This is a genomic window from Amycolatopsis circi (assembly GCF_003385235.1).
Classification (GTDB): domain Bacteria; phylum Actinomycetota; class Actinomycetes; order Mycobacteriales; family Pseudonocardiaceae; genus Amycolatopsis; species Amycolatopsis circi.
In genome coordinates, this window is the sequence record NZ_PQIA01000023.1 from 42,528 (window position 1) to 66,581 (window position 24,054).

The 24,054-nt window shown below is 67.8% G+C and carries 25 protein-coding genes; 14 read left to right on the top strand and 11 right to left on the bottom strand.

Features of this window, described 5'->3' with window-relative positions:
* Positions 1-20 precede the first annotated feature (20 nt).
* A complete protein-coding gene (locus D0D37_RS12545; protein ID WP_116200682.1) occupies positions 21-719 on the top strand; it encodes a FadR/GntR family transcriptional regulator in 699 nt (232 codons plus the stop codon).
* 108 nt (positions 720-827) lie between these two features.
* Positions 828-1,640 carry a class I SAM-dependent methyltransferase gene (locus D0D37_RS12550; RefSeq protein ID WP_116200683.1) on the top strand — a complete coding sequence of 271 codons (813 nt, stop codon included), beginning with the start codon at positions 828-830 and terminating at the stop codon, positions 1,638-1,640.
* A 128-nt stretch (positions 1,641-1,768) separates the two neighbouring features.
* Here the strand turns inward: D0D37_RS12550 and D0D37_RS12555 are convergent, their stop codons facing one another.
* Entirely contained in the window at positions 1,769-2,257 is a 489-nt protein-coding gene (locus D0D37_RS12555; protein WP_116200684.1) for an FBP domain-containing protein, read from the bottom strand.
* Positions 2,258-2,345: 88 nt separating this feature from the next.
* Here D0D37_RS12555 and D0D37_RS12560 point away from each other — a divergent pair, with 88 nt between their 5' ends.
* A complete protein-coding gene (locus tag D0D37_RS12560) occupies positions 2,346-3,818 on the top strand; it encodes an adenylate/guanylate cyclase domain-containing protein (RefSeq protein WP_116200838.1) in 1,473 nt (490 codons plus the stop codon).
* Between the two features lie 42 nt (positions 3,819-3,860).
* On the opposite strand, the gene D0D37_RS12565 is transcribed toward D0D37_RS12560, so the two are convergent.
* A complete protein-coding gene (locus D0D37_RS12565; protein ID WP_208719921.1) occupies positions 3,861-4,319 on the bottom strand; it encodes a MarR family winged helix-turn-helix transcriptional regulator in 459 nt (152 codons plus the stop codon).
* Between the two features lie 73 nt (positions 4,320-4,392).
* Here D0D37_RS12565 and D0D37_RS12570 point away from each other — a divergent pair, with 73 nt between their 5' ends.
* On the top strand, positions 4,393-5,583 hold the full coding sequence (locus tag D0D37_RS12570; protein ID WP_116200840.1) for an FAD-dependent monooxygenase: 1,191 nt from the start codon (positions 4,393-4,395) through the stop codon (positions 5,581-5,583).
* Between the two features lie 39 nt (positions 5,584-5,622).
* Here the strand turns inward: D0D37_RS12570 and D0D37_RS12575 are convergent, their stop codons facing one another.
* The gene (locus D0D37_RS12575) at positions 5,623-6,621 is read right to left on the bottom strand and encodes a beta-ketoacyl-ACP synthase III (RefSeq protein ID WP_116200685.1); all 999 of its coding nucleotides are present in this window, start codon (positions 6,619-6,621) and stop codon (positions 5,623-5,625) included.
* A gap of 203 nt (positions 6,622-6,824) precedes the next feature.
* On the opposite strand from D0D37_RS12575, the gene D0D37_RS12580 reads away from it, so the two are divergent.
* The 3 genes from D0D37_RS12580 to D0D37_RS12590 all read left to right on the top strand — a co-directional run bounded on the left by D0D37_RS12580 (position 6,825) and on the right by D0D37_RS12590 (position 8,382).
* Positions 6,825-7,295 carry an Lrp/AsnC family transcriptional regulator gene (locus D0D37_RS12580; RefSeq protein ID WP_116200686.1) on the top strand — a complete coding sequence of 157 codons (471 nt, stop codon included), beginning with the start codon at positions 6,825-6,827 and terminating at the stop codon, positions 7,293-7,295.
* 165 nt (positions 7,296-7,460) lie between these two features.
* Complete coding sequence (locus tag D0D37_RS12585; RefSeq protein WP_116200687.1) at positions 7,461-7,868, top strand: SsgA family sporulation/cell division regulator; 408 nt, start codon at positions 7,461-7,463, stop codon at positions 7,866-7,868.
* A 79-nt stretch (positions 7,869-7,947) separates the two neighbouring features.
* Positions 7,948-8,382: a hypothetical protein gene (locus D0D37_RS12590; RefSeq protein ID WP_162834187.1), complete on the top strand. Its 435-nt coding sequence runs from the start codon at positions 7,948-7,950 to the stop codon at positions 8,380-8,382.
* A 42-nt stretch (positions 8,383-8,424) separates the two neighbouring features.
* Here D0D37_RS12590 and D0D37_RS12595 read toward each other — a convergent pair whose 3' ends face one another.
* Positions 8,425-9,522, bottom strand: a complete 1,098-nt coding sequence (locus D0D37_RS12595) for a S1 family peptidase (protein WP_116200689.1) — start codon at positions 9,520-9,522, stop codon at positions 8,425-8,427.
* Positions 9,523-9,911: 389 nt separating this feature from the next.
* Here D0D37_RS12595 and D0D37_RS12600 point away from each other — a divergent pair, with 389 nt between their 5' ends.
* The 3 genes from D0D37_RS12600 (at position 9,912) to D0D37_RS12610 (ending at position 13,815) form a co-directional block, all read left to right on the top strand.
* Positions 9,912-12,686, top strand: coding sequence for an ATP-binding protein (locus tag D0D37_RS12600; RefSeq protein ID WP_341867981.1), 2,775 nt, complete (start codon positions 9,912-9,914; stop codon positions 12,684-12,686).
* 204 nt (positions 12,687-12,890) lie between these two features.
* Positions 12,891-13,451 carry a DUF1345 domain-containing protein gene (locus D0D37_RS12605; RefSeq protein ID WP_162834205.1) on the top strand — a complete coding sequence of 187 codons (561 nt, stop codon included), beginning with the start codon at positions 12,891-12,893 and terminating at the stop codon, positions 13,449-13,451.
* A 43-nt stretch (positions 13,452-13,494) separates the two neighbouring features.
* Positions 13,495-13,815 (top strand): antibiotic biosynthesis monooxygenase family protein, encoded by a 321-nt coding sequence (locus D0D37_RS12610; protein ID WP_116200692.1) that lies wholly within the window; start codon positions 13,495-13,497, stop codon positions 13,813-13,815.
* Between the two features lie 46 nt (positions 13,816-13,861).
* On the opposite strand, the gene D0D37_RS12615 is transcribed toward D0D37_RS12610, so the two are convergent.
* The 4 genes from D0D37_RS12615 to D0D37_RS12630 all read right to left on the bottom strand — a co-directional run bounded on the left by D0D37_RS12615 (position 13,862) and on the right by D0D37_RS12630 (position 17,499).
* Positions 13,862-14,575, bottom strand: a complete 714-nt coding sequence (locus D0D37_RS12615) for a G1 family glutamic endopeptidase (RefSeq protein ID WP_116200693.1) — start codon at positions 14,573-14,575, stop codon at positions 13,862-13,864.
* A 198-nt stretch (positions 14,576-14,773) separates the two neighbouring features.
* Positions 14,774-15,829, bottom strand: a complete 1,056-nt coding sequence (locus D0D37_RS12620) for an ABC transporter substrate-binding protein (RefSeq protein WP_116200694.1) — start codon at positions 15,827-15,829, stop codon at positions 14,774-14,776.
* A 1-nt stretch (position 15,830) separates the two neighbouring features.
* Positions 15,831-16,706: an ABC transporter permease gene (locus tag D0D37_RS12625; protein WP_116200695.1), complete on the bottom strand. Its 876-nt coding sequence runs from the start codon at positions 16,704-16,706 to the stop codon at positions 15,831-15,833.
* Complete coding sequence (locus tag D0D37_RS12630) at positions 16,696-17,499, bottom strand: ABC transporter ATP-binding protein (RefSeq protein ID WP_116200696.1); 804 nt, start codon at positions 17,497-17,499, stop codon at positions 16,696-16,698. Before D0D37_RS12630 ends, D0D37_RS12625 begins: the two co-directional genes overlap by 11 nt.
* Before the next feature lie 184 nt (positions 17,500-17,683).
* On the opposite strand from D0D37_RS12630, the gene D0D37_RS12635 reads away from it, so the two are divergent.
* Both D0D37_RS12635 and D0D37_RS12640 read left to right on the top strand, forming a co-directional pair.
* Positions 17,684-19,276: a sensor histidine kinase gene (locus D0D37_RS12635; RefSeq protein ID WP_116200841.1), complete on the top strand. Its 1,593-nt coding sequence runs from the start codon at positions 17,684-17,686 to the stop codon at positions 19,274-19,276.
* Entirely contained in the window at positions 19,273-19,929 is a 657-nt protein-coding gene (locus D0D37_RS12640) for a response regulator (RefSeq protein ID WP_116200697.1), read from the top strand. The genes D0D37_RS12635 and D0D37_RS12640 overlap by 4 nt, the downstream gene beginning before the upstream one ends.
* Before the next feature lie 57 nt (positions 19,930-19,986).
* Here D0D37_RS12640 and D0D37_RS12645 read toward each other — a convergent pair whose 3' ends face one another.
* Together D0D37_RS12645 and D0D37_RS12650 are read right to left on the bottom strand one after the other, a co-directional pair.
* Positions 19,987-20,643 (bottom strand): hypothetical protein, encoded by a 657-nt coding sequence (locus D0D37_RS12645; protein ID WP_116200698.1) that lies wholly within the window; start codon positions 20,641-20,643, stop codon positions 19,987-19,989.
* A gap of 121 nt (positions 20,644-20,764) precedes the next feature.
* Complete coding sequence (locus D0D37_RS12650; protein ID WP_116200699.1) at positions 20,765-21,601, bottom strand: SDR family NAD(P)-dependent oxidoreductase; 837 nt, start codon at positions 21,599-21,601, stop codon at positions 20,765-20,767.
* A 66-nt stretch (positions 21,602-21,667) separates the two neighbouring features.
* Here D0D37_RS12650 and D0D37_RS12655 point away from each other — a divergent pair, with 66 nt between their 5' ends.
* A complete protein-coding gene (locus tag D0D37_RS12655) occupies positions 21,668-22,423 on the top strand; it encodes a trypsin-like serine peptidase (RefSeq protein ID WP_116200700.1) in 756 nt (251 codons plus the stop codon).
* Positions 22,424-22,436: 13 nt separating this feature from the next.
* Complete coding sequence (locus D0D37_RS12660; RefSeq protein ID WP_208719922.1) at positions 22,437-22,658, top strand: RNA-binding S4 domain-containing protein; 222 nt, start codon at positions 22,437-22,439, stop codon at positions 22,656-22,658.
* 367 nt (positions 22,659-23,025) lie between these two features.
* Here the strand turns inward: D0D37_RS12660 and D0D37_RS12665 are convergent, their stop codons facing one another.
* A complete protein-coding gene (locus tag D0D37_RS12665) occupies positions 23,026-23,967 on the bottom strand; it encodes an Ldh family oxidoreductase (RefSeq protein WP_116200702.1) in 942 nt (313 codons plus the stop codon).
* Positions 23,968-24,054 lie beyond the last annotated feature (87 nt).

Here is a 24,054-nt window from a genome sequence, read left to right on the forward strand (position 1 = left end):
CCGAGTCGCCACCTGCCAGGATGGGCGGCGTGGCCCACGAAACCGACCAGGTCTGGAGCGCCACGGTCGACCATCTGCGCGCGATGATCGACTCGGGCGAGCTTCCGCCGGGCTCGCGCCTGCCCGCGGAACGCGCGCTGTGCGAGCAACTCGGCATCAGCCGCGGGTCGTTGCGGCAGGCGTTGCGCGTCCTGGATTCGATCGGTTACGTCCAGATCCGCGCCGGTTCGGGCACTTACGTCCGCGAGCAAGGCACCGCGGAAAGCCCGCTGAGCAGCTGGTTTTCCGAGCATGAGCAGCTCGTGGAGAAGCTGTTCGACCTGCGCGCGACCGTCGAGCCGACGTTGGCCGAGCGGCTCGCGCGCCAGCACACGCCGCGCATAGTGCAGCGGCTCGCGGACAACGTCGCGGAGATGGAAGAGGCCGCGGCGGCTGGCGACATGTTGCGCGTCATCGCGACCGACGCCGAATTCCATCGGGTGATCGCGGGCAACGCGGGCAATGACGACGTCGCTGACCTGCTCCGTTCGGTGCTCGCCCTGGTCGGCGAGGAGCGCCGGGCCGCGCTGCGATTGCCTGGCCAGATCCGCAAGGCCGTGGCCGAGCACCGCGCGATCCTCGACGCCGTCAGCCGTTCGGACGCGGCGGCGGCCCGCGAGATCACCCTCAAACACTTGCTGGACGCGAAAACCTACGCCCACGACTACGCGTCTTCCTGAAACCCGATCCACAGGCGCTTCGCCACCCCTCCGGTTGATGCCGCGCCCGGCAATCAGCGCTACAGTCTTCACAAGTTTGTGAAAACTTTGCCGCGACGGGGGCTGACCGTGGAGAAAGTGCACTTCACCGAGGAGAAAGCGACCAACCTCGGCACGCTGTACGCCCGCGCGCTCGACGCTCGCCGAAAAGACCCGATCCTCGGCGACACCGCCGCCGACGAAGCGGTCAAAAAGATCGACTACGACTTCCGCAAACTCGGCGTGAACGAGAACGCCGCGGTCTCCGTCGCGATCCGGGCGCGCGCGATCGACGAAATGGCCGCGAAGTGGCTGGCCGAGCACCCCGACGCGGTCGTCGTGCATCTCGGCTGCGGGATGGACACCCGCGTGTACCGGCTCGATCCGCCGGTGTCGGTCACCTGGTTCGACGTGGACTATCCCGAGGTCGTCGACGTCCGCGGCCGGATCTACCCGGAGCGGCCCGGGTACTCGACGATCGGCTCGTCAGTCACCGATTTCGGCTGGCTCGACCAGGTTCCCGGCGACCGCGAGGCGCTGATCGTGGCCGAGGGGCTCACGATGTACCTCACCGCGGAGTCCGGCACCGAACTGGTCCGCAGGCTCGTCGGCAAGTTCCCGTCCGGCCGGATCGTGGTCGATTTCTTCAGCTCGCTCGGCATCAAGGCGCAGACGATCAACCCGGTGGTCCGCCGCGCGGGCGCGACTTTGCATTGGGGCATCGACGATCCGCACGAACTGGAACGCTACGGCCTCCGCCTGGTGTCCTGTTTGGACGCGACGGACTGGGCGAGCGACGAAACCCTGGCGAAGATCCCGACCGCGTCCCGGCTGGCATTGCGCGCGTCGGCGTTGTTCCCGGTGATCCGCAAGATGGGGCGGATCGCGGAGTGGGATTTCTGAATCGCCAACCGACCTGACGCAACTGCTCGGGCGCACAGCCAGCCGCTCGATCAGCATCTCGTACGGCTCACCCAGCGCCACGCGGCACGATCCCGTCTCGGTCGGGGCAAACCGTGCGATAGCGGCAGTTACCGGGTTTCCAGCACCCGAGCCACGAACCGGCTGATCTTCTCGGTCATCCGCTCGACCAGTTCCTCCTCCGAAAGCGACTCCTTCGGTTGCGGAACCGCCGGCCGGAGTTCGCCGCGCAGATAAGCGCTGCACGCCAGGTCGGAGCACAAATACGTGCCCACCGTGTTGCCGTTGCGACCGGGTTTTCCGGCCAGCCGTGCGGTGAACAGCGTGATGTCGGCGAGCGGATGCGTCGTGGAGCAGAACGCGCACATGTTGCTGCGCAGCCGCGATTTCGGCGGCGACGCGGCGCGCAGCGACAGGCCGATCACCTCGTCTCCATGCGCCACGACGAGGTACGCCCGGCCGGGCGCTTTCACGTCGCGCCAGCCCAGGAAGTCGCGCTTCTCCCACGGAATGTCCGCCGGGAGCGTGACGGACTTGGCTTCCCCGCGGGAACAGTTGACGAACGAGGCGCGGATCTCGGCGGGGTCGAGCGGTTGCATACGACCACGCTAACCATCACCGGCCCGCGGCGGCGACGGGTTTTTCGCTCCCAGGCCCGGCACCCCATACGATCTGCGAGTGCGCACGATGATCGCGGGGAGGTTCCGGCTGGTTCTGCGCACCAGTCTGGGCTTCGCCGCGCTCGGTGTCGGGTCGAGTGTCGCCGGTGCCGGAGTCGTCGCGTTGCTGCTGCTCCTGCAGGGTTTGCCGGAGGACGTCGACGACCGCGGCTGGGTGCTCGGCGTCACCGCGGCGGGAGTGGTCGCGCTCGCCCTGATCGTCGGCACGCTCTGGACCGCCTACCTGCAACGTCGCACCGTGGTGTGGTTCACGATCGGCCGCCCGCCGACCGCGGACGAGGCCAAACGGGCGCTGCGGCTGCCCTTTGACATGGCCGTGGTGAGCGGCACGCTCTGGCTGATCGGCGCGCTCGCGCTCGGCATTCTTGCCGGCGTCCTCGGCTCGATCGGCGACGCGGCGGGCATCGCGCTCACCATCGGGCTCGGCGGGCTGACCACGGTCGGGCTCACCTATCTGGCCGCGGAATGGGTCGCGCGGCCGGTGATGACGATGGCGCTCGACGTGCTGCCGCCGCGTGGTTCGCTGCCGGTCACCGTGCTGACGCGGCTGGTCGTCACGTGGGTACTGGCCAGCGGCGTGCCGCTGATCGGCGTGCTGCTGGTGACCACGCCGCCCGATCTCGGCCGCCACGGGAACCCGACCGCGAGCCTGATCGTGCTGTCCGTGACCGGCCTGACCACCGGCGCGATCGGCACCGCGCTCCTGTCCCGTGCGGTCGCCGCGCCGCTGCACCGGCTGCGGATCGCGCTGGACGGAATCGCGCGCGGCCGCAAGGACGTGCACGTCGACGTGGACGATTCCAGCGAGATCGGGATGCTGCAGACGTCGGTCAACGACCTCGCCGCCGGGCTGCGCGAACAGGACCGGATGCGCGACCTCTTCGGCCGCCATGTCGGCACCGACGTCGCCCGGCACGCGCTCGAATACGGCGCTTCGCTCTCCGGCGACGTCCGCGAGGTCACCGCGCTGTTCGTGGACGTCGTGGACTCGACAGCGCTCGCGTCACGCACTCCACCGCAGGAATTGGTCGAGAAGCTGAACCGGTTTTTCGCGAGCGTGGTGTCCGCAGTGGACGCTCGCGGCGGGCTGGTCAACAAGTTCCAGGGCGACGCCGCGCTGTGCGTCTTCGGTGCGCCGACCCGGCTGTCCGACGGACCGACGATGGCACTCGCCGCGGCCCGCGCGATCCGGGACGCGGTCATGTCGGAAGGCGAGCTGGACCTGGGCATCGGCGTCGCGACCGGGCAGGTGTTCGCTGGGCAACTCGGCGCGTCGAGCCGCCTGGAGTACACCGTGATCGGCGACGCGGTGAACGAAGCCGCGCGGCTCACCGAACACGCGAAAGCCGTGCCGTCGCGCGTGCTCGCCAGCGAAACGACGGTGAAGTCCGCGCTGGGCGGCGAACGCGAACACTGGCGGCTGCACGGCGAACTCCACCTCCGCGGCCGCCATCGCGAGACCCGAACCTGGACGACCTAGCGCCTCGTGAGTGTTTATCCCGGTTCTAACCGGGATTGCCACTCACGAGCCTTCCCGGCCCTCGTTCATCACCGCCGTGATCCGGACCAGAAAGTCCCGCACCACGGCGTTCTCAGCCACGCTCAACTTCCGCGTCACCGCGTCCAGCTTCTCGATCGCCGGCCGCCACACCGCTGCCGCGACCGCGCGGGCCTGCTCGGTCGCCGTGACCGCCACCCGGCGCCGATCGGTGTCGCTGCGAACGCGCGCCAGATAACCGGCCTCTTCCATCCGGTCCACCAGCGTGGTCGCCGACGGGCCGCTGATCCCGAGGCGGCGGCCTAATTCCACCGGACCCATCGGCCCGTGATAGTTCAGGAGCGCGATCGCGGTGAGGTCGTTCGCGTTCATCCCGACGCTCTTCGCCATCCGCGCCATCAGGTCGCGGCTGGCCTCGATGACGTCCCGCACCGCGAAGGTCGTCTCGTTCACGCGCTCGATCGCTGCCTGGTTCTCGTCCACGCGATCTTCCTTGTCAGTAGGGAAACTAATAGATAGATTATCTATGTACCTAGTCAACGGCAAGGAGGGCATCATGACCCGTCGCAGTCTTCTCGTTTCCGGAGCCAGCATCGCCGGTCCCGCGCTCGCTTCCCGGCTCGCGCGGTCCGGCTGGGACGTCACCATCGTCGAGCGGTTCGACCATCTGCGCGAGGAGGGCCAGAACGTCGACATCCGCGGCGTCGGCCGCCAGGTGCTGCGCAAGATGGGTCTCGAAGAAGCGGTCCGCGCCGCGCACACCGGCGAGATCGGCACGCAGTTCGTGGACGAACGCGGACGCGTGGTCGCCGAGTTCCGCGCCGGGGAAGGCGACTCCGGTGGTGGAACCGCCGAGATCGAAATCCTGCGCGGCCAGCTGTCGAGGCTGCTGTATGAGCAGTCAGCCGGCGAGACGACGTATCGATTCGGCGACCAGATCCAGGCGCTGCACGACGACGGAAGCGGCGTGGACGTCGACTTCCAGAGCGGCCAAACCCAGCGCTTCGACGCCGTGGTCATCGCCGAAGGCCTGCGTTCCCGCACCCGCGCGATGCTGATGCCGGACGTACGTCCGCACGAGCTTGGCCTCTACACCGCACACCTCGCGCTCCCGCGCATCGCCACCGATAACGCTTGGTGGCGCACGATGTTCTGCGGCCGCGGCCGGATGTTGTTCCTCCGCCCGGACAACGTCGGCACGATGCGCGCCGGGCTGTTCTTCCTGTCCGACGTACGCGGCCTCGACCGGCTCACGCCCGAAGACACGGTGTCCGTGCTGCGCAAGACGTACGCCGACGTCGACTGGGAAGGACCGCGCGTTCTGGCCGAAATGGACAACGGCTCGCTGTACCTGGAGGACGTCGGCCAGGCGAAACTCCCGACGTGGAGCCAAGGCCGGATCGCGCTGCTCGGCGACGCGGCTTACTGCGCTTCGCCGGTCAGCGGCATGGGCACGACGCTCGCCCTCACCGGCGCGTACATCCTGGCTGGCGAACTCATGACGAACGAAGACCCACGGGCCGCGTTCGGTGAGTACGAACGCCTGATGCGACCGTTGGTCACCGAGGCGCAGCGGCTTTTCCCCGGCGCGCCGCAGGTGACGATGCCGCGCGCGCAGGCGCATCGGACCGCGATCCATGCCGCGCTGCGGATGGCGAGCACGCCGTTGGCGCGGCGGTTGGGCAAGGCGGCGGGAAGGGTGGGGAAGCCTCGGTCGGAGGCGATCGTGCTGCCGGAGTACGCGTAGCTCGTGAGTGGCGATCCCGGTTCTAACCGCGATCGCCGCTCACGACAGCTCAGGCCAGGTCAGCACCGTCGAACCCCAGGTCAGCCCGGCCCCGAACGCCGTCAGCAGCACCCGGTGCCCCGGCGTCAGCGTCCCGTCGGCGACCGCGTCCGCGAGCGCCAACGGGATCGACGCCGCGCTGGTGTTGCCGACCCGGTCGATGTTCGCCACCACCGCGTCCGCGGGCATGCCGAGCTGTTTCGCGGTCGCCTGCAGGATGCGGATGTTCGCCTGGTGCCCGACGAACCGGTCGACGTCGCCGACCATCCAGCCCGCCTGTTCCAGCACCTCGCGCGAGGATTCCGCCATCCGCGCGCACGCCTGCCGGAACACCGCCGTGCCCTGCATGACCAAGTACCGGTCCTTCGGATTCTCCGGCACCCGCTGCGCCGCTCCGCCCGCCTCGACCCACAGCAGCTTGGCCAGTTCACCCTCGCTGTGCAGGTCGAACGGGCCCAGCGCGCCGCGTTCGCCGGGCTCGCCCGCGCGCAGCAGCACGGCGCCGCCGCCGTCGCCGAAGATCGGCACCGTGGTGCGATCGTCCGGGTCGACCAGCGAACTGAACACGTCCGCGCCGATCACCAGCACCCGCTCGGCGATTCCGCCGGCGATGAACCCGGCGGCGGTCGCGAGCGCGTAGATGAAGCCGCTGCACACCGCGTTGACGTCGAGCGCGGGCACCGTGCCGAGGCCGAGCCGGGCCGCGACCTGCGGCGCGGTGGCCGGGCACAGCTGGTCGGCGGTCGAGGTGGCGAGCACGACGGCGTCCGCGTGCCCGTCCGGGCCGAGCGCCGCCCTGCCCGCCTCCTCGGCGAGGTCCACTGTGGACTGGCCGGGCGCGACCCGGCGGCGCTCGCGGATGCCGGTGCGGGTGCGGATCCACTCGTCGCTGGTGTCCAGGCGGGCCGCGATCTCCTGGTTCGTCACCACGTGTTCGGGCAGCGCGCCGCCGATTCCGGCGACGACGGCGGCACGGTGGCGCGACCGGACAGCGCTCATGGCGGAACCTCCCAGACCGGCTTGTTGGCGGACGTCGCCGGTTGCCTCCCTTGTATGGCCTACCCCTGGGTAGACCGGTCAGTTGTGTTCCACGTCACTAAGAGACCTCTTCCACATTCGCTCGATAGGAGGTATTGCGAGCAGCGCTTCTGCGGCGTGGTAAACCCGAGGCTTTTTGTCGGTCCGCCCGGTTAGCCTGAAGCGTGCGCACTCCCGACCTGGACCAGCTCGATCTCGCCATCCTGTCCTGCCTGCAGAACGACGCCCGCACGATCGCCGAGGTCATCGGCTCCAAAGTCGGCCTGTCCGCCGCGGCCGTGCAGCGGCGGATCAAGCGGCTGCGCGAAGCCGGAGTGATCGAGAAGGAGATCGCGGTGCTGTCCCCGGCCGCGCTCGGGCTGGACATGACGTTCGTCGTCATGGTCGAGATGGAGCGCGAGAGCGTGGCGGTGCTCGACGGCTTCCGCGCCCAGGTCCTCGCCGACGACTGCGTGCAGCAGTGCTACTACGTCACCGGCACCGCGGACTTCGTCCTCCTGGTCACCTGCCCGGACATGGCGGCGTTCGAGACTTTCGCGCGGCGGATGTTCTTCGACAACCCCCACGTCCGGCACTTCACCACGAGCGTGGCGATGGACCGGGTCAAAGTGGGCCTTACGCTGCCGCTTTCCTGATCCGCGCGGAAACGCAAGGGTTCTGTGTCCGGTGTTACGCGCATCCGGCCTGATGCAACCGATCGCGTGAACGTCGGCGGAACGACGTCATGTGCCCCCGGGTCGATCATCTCCCTGCCGACCAGTTCGCGAGGCGCGAACGACCGGAGGACCCCAGGAGCAGCCGTGCACACCACCGACGCCGTACACCAGACCCAGTTCGTACTGCTGAACGAGAGCACTACGCCGGTGCTGTCCCGCCTCTCCTTCCACGTGTCGGAGCCTTACGCGGTCACCGTGGCGTTCCGGACCGAACGCGGCCGGTGGATCGAATGGACCTTCGCCCGCGAACTGCTCGTGTCCGGACTGGACGAGCCCACCGGAATCGGCGACGTGCGGATCCGGCCGGACCTGTCCGAGGACGAAGCCTTGCTGACGCTGGAAATCGAGTCGCCCGACGGTTACGCATCGTTCGAGCTGGAGCGCGCCGACCTCGAGGCGTTCCTGGAATCTTCCTACGAGCTGGTGCCGTTCGGAGCCGAGAGCGAGCACTTCGACATCGACGGGCTGATCGAGGAGATCAGCAACGTGTGACAAAGACCTGCCGATCCCGCGGCAATTGAGGACAGGGGCGGTTCGAGTGCGCTGGAGGCACTCGAGCCGCCTTTGTCGCATGTGGACCCCGCGTAAGCCAGAGCACAGCGGCGTCCGGAAAAACCGGCGCATAGTCCTGGTGATCTTGGGCATCAACCGGTTGCCCGCGAAGCACGCGGCGAAACCGGCTGGCAGCCAGCTCGAACTGCCGCTGACGTTCAAGAACACTTCGTCCCGCGACTTCGACCTGCACGGACCGGTGGACTCGCTGCTGCGCCGGGAAAACGGCCCGGCGCACCACATCCTGGCCCTGGGGCGCACCGCGATCGCGAAGATCACCGTGCTCCCGTCCGGCCCGAACCCTCCGGCCTGGACCGCGCAAAGCCTCACGATCCCGCCGGGCCAGACCAAGGCGCTGAAGGCCGCGTGGCCATCGAACGTCGCGATCACCCGCCAGGACGGCGCGCCCCATCCGGGTGCCTGGGCCGACGGGATCACCGCCGACGCGTCCTGAAAAGGAGTGCCCGCGCCGGGACTGGCGCAGGCACTCCCAGGATCAGCCTCGGACGAGCGTCGTGCCGGTCGCGGACAGCGCGACGTTCACCGGGTAGTAGTAGCTGTTGACGGTGTCGCCGCCGGAAACCATGCCCTGCGCCTGGTTTCCGCTGATGAACGAACCGCCGGAGTCGCCGTGGTCGGACCGGGCGTTGGTCAGCACCATGCCGGTCACGGTGCCCTCCTGGTAGCGCACGGTCTGGTTCTTCGCGCGGATCGTGCCGCAGGTCCAGCCGGTGGTGGAACCGGACTTGCAGACCGAAGCGCCGACCGCGGCCTCAGTGGAACCCGCGACGCGAGTGCCGTTGTTGATCTGGCCGACCGGGGTCCAGTTGCTGTTGACCCGCGCGGCCGCGTAGTCCGCGCCGGGGAAGCGGTAGGTGGAGAACTGGCCCATCGCGACGCGGTTGTAGCCGGACAGCGCGCCGCCGCCGGTGAGCGCGGCGCAGTGGCCGGCGGTCAGGAATCCGCCGTTCACCGAGAATCCGACGGAGCAGCGGGACGAACTGCCGATGTAGTACGCGTCCCCGCCGAGCACGTTGTAATGCGCCTTGGGCACCGCCGAGGTTTCCGTCACGCTGACCGCCGCACTGTCCACACTGGACTGCCGGACGAACTGCTCCGCCGCGCCGCGCTGTCCCTTGAGGACAGTCAGGCTGATCCGGTTGCTCGCGGTGTCGATGCCCCAGCCGGTGACCGACTTCGGCGCGGCCTTCTCCTGGGCGTTGAGCTTCTGCACGGTCGAGTCGAGCTGCCGGGCGCTGAACCGGACGACCTGTGCCTCGGCACCGGCCGCGCGTACCTGGCCGACGAGCGCCGCGTCGGTCACCGAGACCACGGCCTTGCCGGTCGCCGCGTTGAAGCTCGTGCCGCTGAAGCGTTCGCCGAGCGCCTTCTCCAGTGCCGCGCCGACCTTGTTCGCGGCCTCCTCGTTCGCGAGCCGGGCGAGTGCCTGGCCGTGGGTGAGGCCGAGGTCGCGCTGCATCGCCGGGACCATGTCGGGGTTGAGCGGGGCGGCGCTCGCGGCCGGGACACCGGCGAAGATCGCCGTCACCGCCGCGGCAGCGGTTGCGGCACCGAGGAATCTGATGGCTTTCATGCTTCTCCCTCGCGTTCGGTTCCCCCCGGCCTCGAAGGGTGCGGCGGTGGTCCAATCCACTGCAATAAGGGGGCGGGAGAATAGGTAGCGGAGCAATCCTTAAGTAGGGACTTGCGCGACTACCGAGCGTTGGCCGCCGGAGCGGGCGTCCGTGGGTTGTTCCGCTGAACCGGGCAACTCCGCGCGGTTTCGCACTCTTTGTGACCGCACGCCGGGTTTTCTTCTGCCATTCGGTGACCGCAGGAGAGGCAGACGTGTGAGGAGCGTGCCCGCGTACCCGCCGAGAGTCGGTTTACCGCGCCCCGCGCACTGCTTAAGCTCCGGGCGAAACGGACAAGACGCTCGCTGGGGAGGTCGTGATGTGGCCGGCCGTTCCGACGTTGGTTTCCGTGCGTCCGCGTCCGGCGGCTTTCGTCGGACGCGACCGCGAACTCGCCGCCGTCGCTGAAATTCTCGTTCACCGTCCCGCCGCGGTGCTGGTCGAGGGCGCACCCGGAATCGGCAAGACCCGGTTGCTCGCCGAACTCGCCGCCCGGCCGGAGCTTTCCCGGATCCGCGTGCTGCGCGGCGCGTGCCCGCAGCTGGCCGAGCCCTTTCCGTACGGTCCGGTGCTGGAAGCATTGCGCACCGCCGGGGATCGCCTCGGTCCGCTGAGCCCGGTTGCCGGTGCGCTGCAACCGCTTCTGCCGGAGCTGGCCGACGTTCTGCCGCCCGCGCCGGAACCGCTGCCGGACCCCGGCGCGCAACGGCATCGGGTGTTCCGCGCGTTCCGGGAACTGCTGATCGCTTGCGGCCCCACCGTTCTGCTCATCGACGATCTGCATCGCGCCGACTCGGGAACCGGTGATCTGCTGCGGTTTCTCGCTGTCGACTGGCCGCCGGACCTGGGCGTGGTCGCCACCTGTCGCACCGGGAACTCCAGCGTCCGCAGGGTTCCCGGGGTACCCAGCGCGCAGGTCACGCTCGGTCCGTTGGACTGTGCGGCGGTCAGCGCGATGGCTCGCGATCTCCTGGGTTTGCCGCGGATCAACGCTGAGTTCGCCGCGAAGCTGCATGAGTACACCGCCGGGATTCCTTTCGTTGCTGAGGAAACTCTCCGCGCACTGCGTGGGGTCGAGCTGACCGACTCGGTGTTGGATCGGCTGGACGTTCCTGCCGCGCTTCAGGATTCGGTGTCCAGACAGCTGTCCGCGCTGCCGAAAGCCGCTGTGCAGCTCGCCAAAGCCGCAGCCGTGCTCAACATGCCTGCCGAACTCTCGGTGTTGAATGAGCTGACCGGGTTGCCCGAGGACGAGATCGCGTTGTCCGACGGCTTGCTGGACGAGGTCGACGACAATCGCTACGGCTTCCGGCATCCGTTCGCGCGCAAGGCAGTGTATGCTGGGTTGAGCGCGCCGGAACGAAAACTCTTGCATACCAAGGCAATGCATCTGCCAGGTCAATCACTGTCGCTGCTCGCCGCGCACGCCCACGCCGCCGGATGCGTCGAGGAATGGCAGCAGTACGCGGAAGAAGCTGCCGACGAAGCGATCGCGCACGGCGATACCGCACGCGCGATCGACTTGCTGCAGGCGATCGTCGCGAAAGCGGACGAGGACGCGGTCGGCCGGTTGGCGAAGAAGCTGAGCGACGTCGCGCTACGCGTCTTCCGCCCCGATGTCCATCTGACGTTGGAAAGAGTGCTCGAAGACCGGCCACTGCCACCAGCCGTGCACGGGACGATCCGGCTCGCGCTGGGCATGCTGCTGGTCCGCGTCGCCGGTCGGCTGGAGCAGGGTCGCGCGGCGGTCGAACGCGCCGTCGCCGAGCTGGCGGATCGCCCGGAATTGGCCGCGCGCGGAATCAACCTGCTCGCGTTGCCGTTCGACGGGCTCACGCCGCTGTCGTGGCACGAGCAGTGGATGCGCCGCGCCCGGGAAGTCCACTCTGGACTGTCCGATCCCGAACTGCGACTGACGCTCACCGGGGACCGGATCGCGACCGCCTCGCACATCGGCGACGGTTCGGCGTGGACGGAGTTCCAGACGCTGCCGGACACCGCGCCGAGTGTCGCCGAACGCGTCCAGCTGGCCCGGCTGTGGTGCAACCTCGCCGACGCGCAGTCGTGGGCCGGCCACCTCGACCGGACCGAAAAGCTGGTCGCCGAAGGCCTGCGCCGGGCTTCCGAAGCTGGCGCGCTGTACCCGAAAGGCCTGATCGAAGGTACCGCGGTGCGGCTCGCGTGGTTCCGCGGCAAGTGGGACGGCCTGGCCGAGGCGACCGAAGACGTCCGGACGCGGCATCCGGCGCTGGGCGCGATCGTCATGGAGACGTCGTTGGTGCTGGGCGGCCTGGCCGCGGTGCGCGGTGAGTTCGCGGCGGCGCGAAGACACTTGGCCGACGCCTCGGCGCACCGTCCGGGCGAAGGCCCTATCCCCGTTGTGTTGTGCGCGGCCTCGGTGTTGATCGGCGTGCACCTGTCGACCGACGACGTCGCCGCAGCCTGCGAAGCCGCTGATGTCGCTGTCGACGCCGCGCGCCGCAAAGGTGTGTGGGTCTGGGCAGCGTCGCTCGTCCCAGCCGCCGCGGAGGCGTACACGCGCGCAGACCGTTGGCACGACGCTGACGCGTTCGTCGAAGAGTTCGCGCGCGGCATCGAAGACCGCGACGCACCTCTCGCCGCCGCAGCCCTGCACGCTGGCCGCGCTGTCCTGACAAACGCCCGCGCGAAACACCTCGCCGCCGCGACGCTCTTCGACACCGCAGCCGACGCGTACGCAGAACTGCCGATGCCGTACCTCGCCGCAGGCATGCGTGAACGCGCTGCGCACTGTCGTCTCGAAGCAGGTCAAGACGGTGCGACAGCTGCGCTCAGCGAGGCCGCAACTGCGTACGTACAGCTAGGTGCCACACGCGACGCTGGCCGCTGCCATCACGTGCTTCGCGAACACGGTGCCTGGGCACCGTCGCAACGCGGCCGTCGCGGCTACGGTCGCGAACTGTCGCCGCGAGAGCGCGAAGTCGCCGAGATGCTCGCGGAGGGCCGGACGAACCGGCAGATCGCCGACGGTCTGTTCCTGTCGCCGCGCACGGTGGAGCAACACGTCGCGAAGGTGCTTCGCAAGCTAGGTGCGCGAAGCCGCACTGACGTCGCGCGGAAGCTGCCGAACGTTCCGTCACCCTGACACCGGTTCGTCCTCTTCGACCGCACTGCCCCACGACACGACTATCGCTGCGACGCGCCAACCCGCGGTCCGCGCCCTACCGTTGTTCGGATGGCTGACGAACGAGTGCCTGCCTGGCGGCGGGCGACCAAAGGCGAGACCCGGTGGCCCGCGGCGATCGTCGTCATCGGGACCCTGGCCCTGCAGCTCGCACTGCCCGACGAAATGGTGCTGCACCCGTGGTGGCTGCTGCCCTCGCTGACCGCCGTGCTGATCGTCGCGCTGCTGTTGCTCAACCCCGGCCGGCTCACCGAGTTCAACATCGTCGAGCGGATGGTCGCGCTGACCGCGCTCGCCGTCGTCAGTGTGCTCAACGGCGCGTCCGCGGTGCAGTTGGTGATCGGAATCGCGCAGGGCGCGCAACGCGGGCACGCCGTGCAGGTGCTGATCAGCGGCGTGGTCATCTACTGGACCAACATCGTCGTCTTCTCGCTCTGGTACTGGGAGTTCGACCGCGGCGGCCCGGCGCGACGCGCGGCGGGCCGGGCGAACTTCCCCGACCTGCAGTTTCCGCAGATGAGCGACCCGTCGATGGCCAAGGCCGAATGGGAACCGCGGTACCTGGACTACCTCTACACCTCGTTCACCAACGCCACCGCGTTCAGCCCGACCGACGTCATGCCGCTGCGGATCTGGGCGAAAATGACCATGATGGTCCAGGCCGGAATCTCGCTGCTGCTCGCGCTGATGGTGTTCGCCTGGGCGGTCAACGGCCTCCAGGGCTGAAACCCGCTGGCCTCGCCTGCGTCCGCCAGGTATATCTCCGGCCATGGAGCTTCCCGAACCGCCGTACTACGCGGTGATCTTCACGTCCCGGCGCACCGACGGCGACCGCGGTTACGCCGAGCGCGCCGCCTACATGGCCGAACTCGCCGCCAAACAGCCCGGCTACCTCGGCATGAACTCCGTCCGCGACGAGTCCGGGCTCGGCATCACCGTGTCGTACTGGAAGGACGAGGACTCCATCACCGCGTGGCGCACCAACCTGGAGCACACCGAAACCCGCAACCAGGGCCGCGCCGAGTGGTACCGCTCCTTCGACGTCCAAGTCTCGCGGGTCGAACGCGCCTACCGCTTCGAACGTCCGTGAAGGGAACCCTGAGGGACTCTGATTCCCTCAGGGTTCCCCTCACGACTTACTGCCGGTTCATCGAGAAACTCTGCCCGTCTGAGCCGATCGCGCCGGGCACCCACGTCGCACTGCCGCCGTCGTCCGCGTTGAGACCCTGCGGGCTCGTGTCCGCCAGGTTCTTGCCGTCGAATTTGACCCCGTCGAAGTTCACGCCGCCGTTGATCGCGGGGTACGAATCGGTCGGCGATTCGATGATCGCCTCCGCCGACGAGTGCTGCGCGTTCAACGACTGCGTGGTCGTCTTCGTCCAGCCCTGCGTGTCGTTCTTCAAGTCGAGTTTGTAGCTGTCGCCGCTGCGCGTGACCGTCGCGGTCAGGTGATCGCCCGCCGCCACTGGTGCTTCGCTAGCCGAGTAGTACACCGGCGCGGCCGGGTACATTTCGTACCACGCCTGGTATTGCGGGCTGCCGCTGGAGCAATCGGTAGCGACGCCGGTTTGCTCCACAGAGGACGATCCGTCGCCGTCGATGCCCACCCACGGCGCGAAGAGGTCGTTGCTGGAATTGCAGGTCGCCGACGGTTCGGTCCAGCCGGCGGTCGCGGTGGTGAAACTGCCGAAACTGACGTAACCGCCCCAGTTTCCGCCGGAGTAGTGGTCTCCGTGGAAGTGCTTGCCGAAGGTGACGGGCCCGGCTCCCGCGCCGGCGACGAGGGTCGCGGCCGCGAACGCGCCGACCGCCAGCAAACCGAGGGGACGACGGAAAGATCGTGAACTCATGGGCATCCAATCTGGTCACGGGAGTGCCTGCGCGTACCAGTGTTGAATTCGGTTGCCGGAGTTGGTAGCTACTTTCGAAGGGTATTCACATCTCGGGAAATCCTCACCAAATGTCCCGATTCTCCTGTGTGTACACGGAAGTCCGTGCCCGCCCGCCAGGGGAGGCGGCGGGCCGGCACGGACTCCTTCCGAAGTGGACTACCGCGCCGTACGGGCGTGCGCGGCGTCCACGAACTGGGTGGTGTACGTCTTGGACAAATCGATCTTGTCCTTCTTGGGCTTGACGTTGCTGGAAGAAGCGCCCAGCACCTTCAGCACGTTCTGCGCGCCGGACGGGTCCATCCGGCCGTCCTTGGTGAACATCGGCAGACTGTCCTTGAGCGACTTGACGTACAACGCCTTGTCGCCGCCCGCGAACGACGGCGGCATCAGATCGGCCACCTGCTCCGCGGTGTGCGTGGAAAGCCACTTCAGCGAATTCACATACGCAGTGGCGAGTTTCTGCACCACGTCCGGATAGCGTTTCACGATTTCGCAGCTCATGTACAGCGAACTCGCCGGGTACAGTCCGCCGAGCGCCGCGCGCGTGCCTTCCGGCGTGCGCATGTCGTAAAGCACCTTGGCCTGTCCGGTGTTGGTCAGCTGCGCGATGGTCGGGTCGGTCGTCATGCCCGCGTCGATCGAACCTTGTTGCATCGCAGAGATAAACGTCTGCCCGGCCCCGACCTTCACCGGCGTGTAATCCTTGCTGCCGACGCCGCCGCGGCTGGCGAGCGCCTTGGTGAGGAAGTCCGTCGACGAGCCCAGCGACGTCACGCCGAGGTTCTTGCCGCGGAAGTCCGCACCGGATTTGATCTGTCCGGCCTTCGGCGTGGCAACCATTTCCGCTTCGCCAGGCACATTCGCGAACTGCACCACGCTGGTGATGCATTGGTCCTTGGCCTGCAGGTCGATCGTGTGGTCGTAGAACCCGACCACGCCCTGCACCTCACCGGCCAGCAGCGACGTTTCCGCGTTCGCTCCGGACGGCTGGTCGAACAGTTCGACGTCCAGCCCCTGCTTCTGATACTCGCCCAACTGCTTCGCGAGCTGACCCGGCAGATAGATCACTTTGGACAGTCCGCCAACCATGATCTTGATGTGCGGCCGCCCGCCGTTGCCGAGGTCGATCTCCCGGGAATCCCGGCAGGCGCTCACCCCGGCCACGGTCACCAGTGCGGCCGCCGCGACCGCGAGTGTCCTTTTTAGCCGCATCTCAGATCCCCTGGCTCGCCTGGGCCGAAACCTGCGGACGCCAGCGCAGCAACTTGCGCTCCGCCGAACCGATCAGCCATTCCGCGAACAACGCGACGACCATGATCACGAGCATTCCGGCGTAAACCCCGGCGGTGTCGAACGTGCCCTGCGCGTTGGCGATCAGGAATCCCATGCCCGCCTTGGCCCCGGTGTACTCACCGACGACCGCGCCGATCAGCGCGAAGCCGAACGCGACGTGCAGCGAAGAAAGAATCCACGACGTCGCACTGGGCAACACGATCGACTGCAGCACCTGCCACCGCGTCGCACCGAGAATGCGGGCGTTGTCGATCAGATTGCGGTCCACCTCGCGCGCACCGGTGAACGCGTTGAAGAACACCGCGAAGAACACGAGCACGAACACCGTCGCGACCTTCGACGACAGCCCGAGACCGAACCAGATCACGAACAGCGCGGCGAGCACGATACGCGGCATCGCGTTGGCTGCCTTGATGAACGGAGCCAGCACCTCAGCAAGGTAAGCACTGCGGCCGAGAATGACACCGCAGATCACGCCAGCGACCGCGCCGAGCACGAAACCGATCACGGCTTCTTCGACGGTCACCAGGATCTGGTACCAAATCGTCCCGAAGTCGGTCCCGGTCGTGAACCATTCGGTGAGCCGTTCCCAGATCTTCGACGGCATCGAGTAGAAGAACGGGTCGATCCAGAACCGGCCCGCCACCTCCCACAATCCCAGCCAGGCAACGAGAATCGCGAGCCGCAGCAGCCAGACGTTGCGCTTGTGCCGTCCGGCGGAGCGCTTCGCGCGGGAAAGAATGTCTTGTTCGGTTTCGAAGACCGGCGCCGGCGCGGTCTGAGTCTCAAGCGACACCGGTCGCTCCCTTCTGGCGGGCCTTGTCGACCTCGCCGCGCAGCGATTCCCAGATGTCGGAGTAGATCTTGCGGAATTCCTCGGTCAGCCGGAGTTCTTCCACCTTGCGCGGACGCTCCAGCGGGATCTCGAAGACGTCCTTGACCGTCGCCGGGCTCGTGGTCAGCACGACCACCTTGTCCGCCAACGCGATCGCCTCGTCGAGGTCGTGCGTCACGAAGATCACCGCGGCGCCGGTGCCGGACCACAGCCGCAGCAGTTCGTCCTGCATCAGCGCGCGAGTCTGGACGTCGAGCGCGGAGAACGGCTCGTCCATCAGCAGGATTTTCGGCTCGGTGACCAGCGTCTGCGCCAACGCGACGCGCTTGCGCATACCGCCGGAAAGCTGGTGCGGGTAGTACTTCTCGAACCCGGCCAGCCCGACCCGGCCGATCCAGTCGGCCGCCTTCTTCCGGGCGTCCTCTTTGGACACGCCGCGGAAACGCGGTCCGGAAGCGACGTTGTCCAGCACCGAACGCCACGGCATCACCGCGTCGGTCTGGAACATGTAGCCGACGCCGTCCGGAATGGACTTCACGTCGGAGCCGTGCACGACGACCCGGCCCGCCGACGGCGGCTGCAACCCGGAGACCAGGGACAACGTGGTGGATTTGCCGCACCCGGTCGGCCCGACCACGGCGACGAACTCCCCTGGTTCGACGGTCATGGTCAGCTCGCGGACAGCGGTGTGGACAGAACCTGATCCGCTCGGGAACCTTTTGGTGGCGCCGATCAGTTCGATGAGTGGGGCCATCGAGGTGACTCCTTCGTCACGGTGGGGACTCGCTCGACGCAGGTTAAGAGCGCGTTTCGCGGCGGAGAAGCTTGTCGACGTTCTGCGTGCGCTCTGCGCGTTCTCCACGTTTTGCTCGTTTAGCGCACAGCGCTGAGCTGGGGGTATGTTCCCTGGCATGCCGAAGTGGGCGCTTTTTCCGCGGATGCGGTTCACCCGTCAGGTGCTGCTGTTGCAGATCGGCGTGGTGGTCCTCGTCGTGGGCCTCGGCGTCGCGCTGGTCAGTTCGCTCCTGCGCACGACGCTGACCGAGCAGTACGGCCAGCGGGCTCTGGCGATCGCGAAATCGGTGGCCACGGAGCCGGTGGTGATCGCCGGTGCGGCTTCCCGGAAGCCCAACCCGGATCTTCAGCAGCGAGTCGAAGCCGAGACGCAGACGGACGACGCGCTGCTGTTCGTGGTCATCACCGACGATCACGGCATCCGGCTGGCTCACCCGACGCCGTCCCGGGTCGGCGAAAAGGTGAGCACGCCATGGGAGGAGGTGATCGCGGGCAACGACGTGGTCAGCGAGTTCAACGCGGGCACCTTGGGGCCGTCCGTGCGCAGCAAGACCCCGATCAAGCAGGGCTCGCGGGTCGTCGGCGAGGTGAGCGTCGGCTACCGCATCGGCGAGCTGACCGGCGACTTCAACCGGCTGTTCATCCTGACGATGGTCTTCGGCGGCGGCGCGCTCCTGATCGGCGCGGGTGCGTCCGCCCTGCTCAACCGCCGCCTGCGCCGCGTAACCCACGGCCTCGAACCACACGAACTGACCGAACTGCTCTACGAACACGAAGCCGTCCTGCACGGCATCGGCGAAGGCGTCCTGGCTGTCGACGCGGAACACCGGGTGACCGTCCGCAACGACGAAGCCGAACGACTGCTCGACACCCCGCTTCCAGTCGGCACCCCCCTGGAAAACCTGGGCCTCTCCCCACGAGTCCACAAAGCCGTCGCCGAAGGACGCCCCGTCGACAATCTCCTGGCCGTAGCCGGAAACCGAGTCCTGGTGATCAATTCCCGCGCCGTACAACGGGATGAACGCTCACTGGGCACCGTGCTGACCTTCCGCGACCGCACCGACCTCGACACCCTCACCCGCGAACTCGACGGCATCCGCTCGCTGTCCGACGGCCTGCGCGCGCAACGGCACGAGTTCGCGAACCGCCTGCACACGTTGTCCGGCCTGCTGCAGCTAGGCCACCACACCGAAGCCGAGGAATACCTGCAAACCCTCACCGAATCCACCGCCTCTCGCGCGGAACCGCTCGACGACCGGGTCACCGATCCGTACCTGCAAGCCTTGCTCGTCGCGAAAACTGAGCAGGCACAGGAAAAAGGCATGGAACTAAGACTGGCCGACGACGCCTGGGTCCCCGCCTCGGTAACCGATCCGATCGCCGCGGGCACGGTCATCGGCAACCTCGTCGACAACGCCTTGCACGCCGCGCGCATGGGCCCACGCCGCCCAGCGTGGGTCGAAGTCGGACTGCTAGCCGATGGTGCCGCCTTGCACGTGTCCGTTGTAGACAGCGGCCCTGGAATTGACGAAACCTTGAGGGACAGGCTTTTCGACGAGGGAGTGTCCACAAAGCTCAGTCCCGGACACGGCCTCGGACTGGCCTTGGCCCGCCAAGCCGCACGGGCCCGCGACGGCGACGTGTGGCTCGCCGACCCCGGCGGCGCGACGACCGGCGCGTTGTTCGTCGCCAAACTTCCCGGCCTGCTGGACCGACCCGAGGAGACCGACGCATGATCCGCACCCTGATCGTGGACGACGACTTCCGCGTCGCCGGCGTGCACGCGGGATTCGTGTCGGAGGTACCGGGATTCACCGTCGCCGGGGTCGCGCACACCGCCGCCGAAGCCCGCGCCCGCGTGCGGGAACTGGCCCCGGACCTGGTGCTGCTGGACGTCTACCTGCCGGACGAGCCCGGCCTTTCCGTCCTGCCGGACCTGAAAACGGACACCATCGTGCTGTCCGCCGCCACCGACGCCGCGTCGATCGCCGCCGCGATCCGCGCGGGCGCGCTGAATTACCTGATCAAACCGTTCACGACGCGGCAATTGTCGGAACGGCTCACGTCGTACGCCCGCTATCGCAGCCTGGTCGCCACCGAGCGTCCACTTTCCCAGGACGATGTCGACCGAGCCTTCCGCGCCCTGCACGACCAGGACCGCGCCGCGACGCCGAAGGGCCAGTCAAGCGCGACGGCACGCCTGGTGTCGGAGCGGCTGCGCGGTTCGCCGACACCGCTGTCAGCCGCCGAAGTCGCCCGCGAACTCGGCATGGCCCGTGCCACCGCGCAGCGATACCTCACCGCACTAGCTGAATCCGGAGCGGTGGAAATGCGGCTCCGCTACGGCGCGACCGGGCGCCCAGAGCACGAATACGACTGGATCGGCTGACGCCGTCGTGAGTGTTTATGCCGGTTAGAACCGGCATAAACACTCACAAGCCCCCGCTCAGTGCCCGCCAGCCATCCGCTGCGCGGCGTCGAACCACGGCTTCCAGTCGAGGAACTGGTCAATCCCCGCTCGCGCCGGAGTCTTGCTCGGAGCGGTTGAATCGACGTCCGCCCGCGGGTCAGCCTGCTCCGACGCCGCCGGAGCCTCCGTCGCGCGCGGCGTGGCCGGGCGGATCGGGGCGTGCTGCCGCACCGGGCTTTGACGCGAAGGCACCGGGACGTACACCGTGACCGGCGGCGCGGTCTCTGTCACCTGCGGCGTGATCGTCTGCGGGACCGGAACCTGCTGCTCCGCGACGGGAACGCGCTGCTCGGCCTGCGCGACGGTGTCGTCGGAGGACTGGCCGGGAAGCGCTCCAGTGAAGAACCCTCCGGCGAGCCAGCCGAGTCCGACCAGGACCACGGCCACCCCGGCGCCGACCCAGACCCGGGCTCGCCGCCGCGACGCCACCGCGCGCGGGCGTTCCTCGGCGGGCGCACATCCGGCGATCACCGGGATCTGCTGGGTCGATTCGCAGCTCGTCTCCGGAGCCGCTTCCTCGGGCAGCCGCGGCCCGCGCGGCATGCTCGCGGCGATGATTCCGGTGCGGTCGACCAGTTCCCCGGAGGCGCGGTCAGCGTGCGCGGCCAATCGGCGCTCGGCAAGGCGCAGCATCGAGGGCTACCTCCGGGGTGCGGACACACGAGTGGACTGGCAGCATTCTGCGGCATTTCCGCGAGGTTCGGCGAAAATGCAACTCTATCGAGTGATCAAGAATGCGGACAGTCGCGGCGCGTTATCCGTTCCGTTCGACGCGCTTGAGCCCTTGGCGCGCCAAAATCGCGAGCGGACGCTGGTACGCCGAACCGAGCACGCGCGGGATCGCATCGATCACGTACGCGTCCGGTCCGATGAGGATCCGCGCGGACCGCCGCCGCACGCCGCGGAGGATCGTTTCGGCCGCTTTCTTCGGTGTGGTAAGGGCGATTTTGTCGAATCCGGCCGCCGCCTTGGCCTGATCGCCGCCGGTTCCGCCGCGGGCGTTGCGTGCGATGTTGGTCTTGATGCCGCCCGGGTGCACACAGCTGACGCCGACCGGATGCCGAGCCGCGAGCATTTCTTCGCGCAGTGACTCGGTGAATCCGCGAACGGCGAACTTCGCCGCGTTGTAGGCACTCTGCGTAGGCACTCCGACGAATCCGAACACGCTGGAGATATTGACGACGTAGCCGTCGCCGGAGTCGATGAGGTGCGGCAGGAATGCCTTCGTGCCGTTCACGACGCCACCGAGGTTGACGCCGAGCAGCCAGTCGAAATCCTCGAACGTCATGTCCTCGACGGTCGCGCCCAGCGCCACCCCGGCGTTGTTGACGACAAGGTTGACCCGGCCGTGCTCCTGCTTTACGTCCTCGGCATGCGCGAGGACCGCAGGGCGGTCGGCGACGTCGAGCGAATGGCCCCGCACCTCGGCGCCGCGTTCGCGGACTTCGCGCACGGTGCCGTCGAGTCCTTCGGCGTCGACATCGGACAGTTCGAGAAGCGCGCCGCGCAACGCGAGTTCGAGCGCCAGCGCCCGGCCGATGCCCGAGCCCGCTCCGGTGATCACTGCGACTTTGTTCGAGAAGTCCTTCATCGTCTCCCCACTCCGGTCTCACCGTTTTCTCGGATACTAGTGACGAGAACCAGTACAGGAGGTGGCATGCGGCGCACGGTGATCGGGCTGTTCGCACTGATGAGTGCGAGCGGGACCATCGTGGCATGTGCTGAGCGCGCAGCGGACGAACCGACGGTCGCGCCGTCGCCGGCCCCGGCGAAGCCGATCCACGCGTCGATCGGCGCACTGTTCGTCGACGGCTCGCATTACTGCACCGCGAGCGTCGTGCACAGCCCGCGCGGGGACGAACTGCTCACCGCCGCACACTGCATCCACGACGGCGAAGGCGGCGGCTACCTGGCCAATGTCACGTTCGCCCCAGGTTTCCACGACGGCGTGGCACCTTATGGGTACTGGCAGGTCGGCGGCGAACTGGTCGCACAGGGATGGATCGATTCGTCCGACCCCAACCTAGATGTCGGTTTCGCGACCGCGCGCCAGGAAGGCTCCCCCGAACCCCTAGAAGCGGTGACCGGAGCCAACCAGCTAGGCACGAACGGCCCCTTCGCCCGCCCAGTGACCGTGGCCGGCTACCCAGACGGCGTCGACGAGGTCGCCACCTGCGAAACGCACACCCAGCAGCAGGACGAACACCAGGTAAGAGTCGACTGCCCCGGCTTCGCAACCGGCACGAGCGGCAGCCCGCTGGTGGCAGACCCCTCCCCAGAGACGAAGACCGGCACGGTAGTCGGCGTAATCGGCGGCTACGAAGCAGGCGGGTACACCGACGACGTCTCGTACTCGAGCTACTTCGACGACCAGATCACCGATCTGTACAACCGAGCAACAACGATGCCGTGACATGATGCGGCCCATGAGCACGCGCGACGTCCCGATCACCGGTGAACCGATCCGGCTGGGCCAATTCCTGAAACTGGCCGACCTCGCGGACAACGGCTCGCACGCGAAAGACCTGATCGACGCGGAAGAAGTCACGGTAAACGGCGAGGTAGAAACCCGCCGAGGCCGCCAGTTAGCAGACGGCGACGTAGTCGCGGTCTGCAACGAGAAAGCCCGCGTCTCCCTGGAGCACTGACTCCGGCCCGACGTCCGTGAGGGGAACCCTCACAGACTCAGAGTCCCTCAGGGTTCCCCTCACGGCCCTCAAACCCGCGCGAAGCGACCCCCTTCACGGACCGGCATTCCCTCAAGGGGCCCCTCACGGAACTGGATTCCCTCAAGGAGCCCTTCACGGACCACCACCCAACCGCAGCAGACGCACCCAACGATCGAGGCACCCGGCCCTCCCCCGCACCCCGATACGAAGCCTCCCTGCGGTTCGGGGGTGCTTGTCAAGGCATCTTTCCCGCCTTGACAAGCACCCCCGAACCGTCAGCACAATCAACCTTCGGGGTGCCCCACGCAACCAAGGGGCGCAAGGTCGCCGCCAGGCGACGAGCCGATCACCCCACGGTAGTCAACGGCGCCCTCCCCAACTTCAACGCCAAAGAATCCAACTCCCGCCGCACCGCCCCAGGCAACGGCACCCCCAACGCCCGGCACTGCTCCAAATACTGAGCCTCCCGCCACCCGGGATACCGAACCGGCGTGCCGCCCTCCCACCCGAGCATGCTCCCGAACACCGCGCTAGCCGCCCGATAGAACCCATCTGCACTACGCAACGTCGTAGGAGCAATCGCAAGCACCAGCAACCCAGTGTCGTGCTCATGATCAGCAACCCCGGACAACACCCCGGCCAGCACATCCACCATCAACGCGAACCCAGCGAACTGCGGATTACGAGCAGTGTCAGCAAGATCAATATCCAGCACAAACTCCGGATAAGCCCCAGCAGGCGCGGCCATCCCCAACGGATGAACCGGCTGATCGGCATACCCGCCGGCAGCCATGACAATTCCGATCATCCCGTGCGGCAACGCCTTCGCCGCATGGTGCCCGACCCGCCCAAACGGCCCGACCCCACGCAACGACAGCAGCCCGACGCCGAACCGCCCAGCCCGCTGCACAGCCCGATCCATCGCATCACCTACCGCCCACAGGCCGGACGCACGCCGATAATCGACAAGCGCCGCAGCCCCGCGGTCCGCGATCAGCAACGGCTGCGCACCAGGACTGACGAATCCGCTTTCGATCGCGGGCAAGTGGACGCGAGTCAACTCGCCGACGCCGGTTTCCGGCGAACCAGTCAGATCGCCGTGGCACAACGCTTCCGCGGCCGGACGCGCGCGGTCTTCGGGAAAGCCTTGTCCCATCAGGACAACGGAAACGAGCGTGACCAGTTCGTCGGCGGGAACACGGTGCCAGGCCTGCTCGGGAATCGGGGTGTCGGCGGGAACTTCCGGGACGGGGCGGCTGAGCCGGGGAGCACGCGGTCTGAGGGGCACTTCATCAAGGTTGCCGGGCGATCTCGGACCCCGTCAACGAGGTTGGCCCTAGAGTGTGATGCGGTCAGCCGCAGAGACGTACCCTGA

Bases quoted from the DNA above. Each gene is read 5' to 3' on its own strand.
- D0D37_RS12545 (WP_116200682.1), top strand. From the start codon at position 21: ATGGGCGGCGTGGCCCACGAAACCGACCAGGTCTGGAGCGCCACGGTC.
- D0D37_RS12555 (WP_116200684.1), bottom strand. From the start codon at position 2,257: ATGCAACCGCTCGACCCCGCCGAGATCCGCGCCTCGTTCGTCAACTGT.
- D0D37_RS12560 (WP_116200838.1), top strand. From the start codon at position 2,346: ATGATCGCGGGGAGGTTCCGGCTGGTTCTGCGCACCAGTCTGGGCTTC.
- D0D37_RS12570 (WP_116200840.1), top strand. From the start codon at position 4,393: ATGACCCGTCGCAGTCTTCTCGTTTCCGGAGCCAGCATCGCCGGTCCC.
- D0D37_RS12575 (WP_116200685.1), bottom strand. From the start codon at position 6,621: ATGAGCGCTGTCCGGTCGCGCCACCGTGCCGCCGTCGTCGCCGGAATC.
- D0D37_RS12590 (WP_162834187.1), top strand. From the start codon at position 7,948: ATGTGGACCCCGCGTAAGCCAGAGCACAGCGGCGTCCGGAAAAACCGG.
- D0D37_RS12595 (WP_116200689.1), bottom strand. From the start codon at position 9,522: ATGAAAGCCATCAGATTCCTCGGTGCCGCAACCGCTGCCGCGGCGGTG.
- D0D37_RS12605 (WP_162834205.1), top strand. From the start codon at position 12,891: ATGGTGCTGCACCCGTGGTGGCTGCTGCCCTCGCTGACCGCCGTGCTG.
- D0D37_RS12610 (WP_116200692.1), top strand. From the start codon at position 13,495: ATGGAGCTTCCCGAACCGCCGTACTACGCGGTGATCTTCACGTCCCGG.
- D0D37_RS12615 (WP_116200693.1), bottom strand. From the start codon at position 14,575: ATGAGTTCACGATCTTTCCGTCGTCCCCTCGGTTTGCTGGCGGTCGGC.
- D0D37_RS12620 (WP_116200694.1), bottom strand. From the start codon at position 15,829: ATGCGGCTAAAAAGGACACTCGCGGTCGCGGCGGCCGCACTGGTGACC.
- D0D37_RS12630 (WP_116200696.1), bottom strand. From the start codon at position 17,499: ATGGCCCCACTCATCGAACTGATCGGCGCCACCAAAAGGTTCCCGAGC.
- D0D37_RS12635 (WP_116200841.1), top strand. From the start codon at position 17,684: ATGCGGTTCACCCGTCAGGTGCTGCTGTTGCAGATCGGCGTGGTGGTC.
- D0D37_RS12640 (WP_116200697.1), top strand. From the start codon at position 19,273: ATGATCCGCACCCTGATCGTGGACGACGACTTCCGCGTCGCCGGCGTG.
- D0D37_RS12645 (WP_116200698.1), bottom strand. From the start codon at position 20,643: ATGCTGCGCCTTGCCGAGCGCCGATTGGCCGCGCACGCTGACCGCGCC.
- D0D37_RS12650 (WP_116200699.1), bottom strand. From the start codon at position 21,601: ATGAAGGACTTCTCGAACAAAGTCGCAGTGATCACCGGAGCGGGCTCG.
- D0D37_RS12655 (WP_116200700.1), top strand. From the start codon at position 21,668: ATGCGGCGCACGGTGATCGGGCTGTTCGCACTGATGAGTGCGAGCGGG.
- D0D37_RS12660 (WP_208719922.1), top strand. From the start codon at position 22,437: ATGAGCACGCGCGACGTCCCGATCACCGGTGAACCGATCCGGCTGGGC.